General features: G+C 69.1%; 1 protein-coding gene and 2 pseudogenes. All 3 read left to right on the forward strand.

Annotated features, from left to right (window positions below; all coding sequences use genetic code 11):
• Positions 1–149 (forward strand): annotated as a pseudogene (locus JYJ84_RS38155) (EF-hand domain-containing protein); the annotation flags it as partial.
• A 351-nt stretch (positions 150–500) separates the two neighbouring features.
• Positions 501–1,400 carry an IclR family transcriptional regulator gene (locus JYJ84_RS36390; RefSeq protein WP_174960434.1) on the forward strand — a complete coding sequence of 300 codons (900 nt, stop codon included), beginning with the start codon at positions 501–503 and terminating at the stop codon, positions 1,398–1,400.
• Positions 1,397–1,542: pseudogene (locus JYJ84_RS38160) on the forward strand (2-dehydro-3-deoxygalactonokinase); the annotation flags it as partial. The gene JYJ84_RS36390 and the pseudogene JYJ84_RS38160, both read left to right, overlap by 4 nt.

Raw genomic sequence — 1,542 nt, forward strand, 5'->3', positions numbered from 1 at the left:
CGGGTGCGATCACCGAGTCGCAGGCACGCGCGGCCGGCCTCGGCTATGTCGCGAACCACTTCCGGCAGATCGACTCGGGCGGCAACGGCCGCGTGTCGTTCGCGGACGTCCAGCGCTACATGCAGGCACGCAGCACGAGCCAGCAGTAAGCGCGGCGCGCGGTGAGCAAACGGGGGCGGAACCTGCGGCACAGCGGGTTCCGCCCCCGTGCACATGGCGCTGCCGTTACGTCGCGGACACGGCCGATTCGCGCCGAATTCTCATTATCTGGGCAACGCATTCAAATATTGGAGACGAGTGCGTGCGCTCCTACAATCCGAAGCACATCGACAGCTTCGGACCCACGCATCGCGCGGCGCCCGACGCACACGGAGACACCTTCCATGAAGTTCGCCGGGCGCTTTACTCGGTGCATCGACCGCCGCCTCGTCGCGCTGCCGGACGCCGCTCCGGCATCGTACGAACGGCTTCACCGGTTCCGTTGAAGAAGCCCGCTCCACATGACCAAGATGCCCGACTCACTTGCCCTCGACGCCCGGCGCGCGACGCCGGACGATGTGTCGCTGACCGACAGCATCGGCGCGACCAGCACGCCGCTCGATCTCGCTGCCCAGCAGGCCGGTACGCAGACGCTGCTGCGCGGTCTTGCGATCCTCGAGGCGATCGCGAACGGCGCGCGCGACATGCGCGCGATCGGCGCCGCGCTCGGCACGACGCGCAGCACCACGCACCGCCTCGTCAGCAGCCTCGTGCAGGCGCGCTACCTGCGCCAGGTGCAGGGCGGCTACCTGCTCGGCCCGAAGCTGATCGAGCTCGGCACGATCGCGCTCGAGCAGATGCCGCTCACCGCGGTGGCGCGCCCGCACCTCGAAGCGCTCGCGGAGGCGACGCTCGACACGATCCATCTCGGCGTGCGCGACGGTGACGACGTGCTGTACATCGACAAGATTCCCGGCACGCGCGGCCTCGAGATGCGCTCGCGCGTCGGCCACCGGATGCCGCTCGCGTCGACCGGCATCGGCAAGGCGATGATGCTCGACACCGATCCCGACACGTGGCGCTCGCTGTTCGAAGCCGCCCGGCGTGCGCTTGCCGGCGTCAATTTCAAGCCGGACAACCGACCCGAGACGAGCGCGTTCCTGCAGCGCATGGCGCATTACGCGGCCGGCGGTTACACGTTCGATCTCGAGGAGAACGAGGCGTCGATCCGCTGCGTGGCCGCGCCGATCCGCGATGCGTCGGGCGCGATCGTCGCGGCCGTGTCGGTGGCGAGCACGATTCCGTACATGCCGCACGACCGGATGGACGAACTGATTCCGCTCGTGCAGCGCGAAGCGCGAGCCATTTCCGCGGAACTGGGCTGGAGCCCGCCGCAGGGTACCCGCAGGATCAAACGATGACGATTTCGACCCGGCCCGTTCCGGATGCCAGCTCCGCCACCCCGTCGCTGATCGCGCTCGACTGGGGCACGACGTCGCTGCGCGCTTACCTGTACGACGCGCACGGCGCGCTCATCGACACGCGCAGCCGCCCGGCGGGCGT

This window comes from Burkholderia sp. LMG 13014 (assembly GCF_905232215.1).
Taxonomy (GTDB): Bacteria; Pseudomonadota; Gammaproteobacteria; order Burkholderiales; family Burkholderiaceae; genus Burkholderia.

What these genes read in the sequence shown, in the direction of transcription:
- JYJ84_RS36390 (WP_174960434.1), top strand. Translation starts at nt 501, where the DNA reads ATGACCAAGATGCCCGACTCACTTGCCCTCGACGCCCGGCGCGCGACG.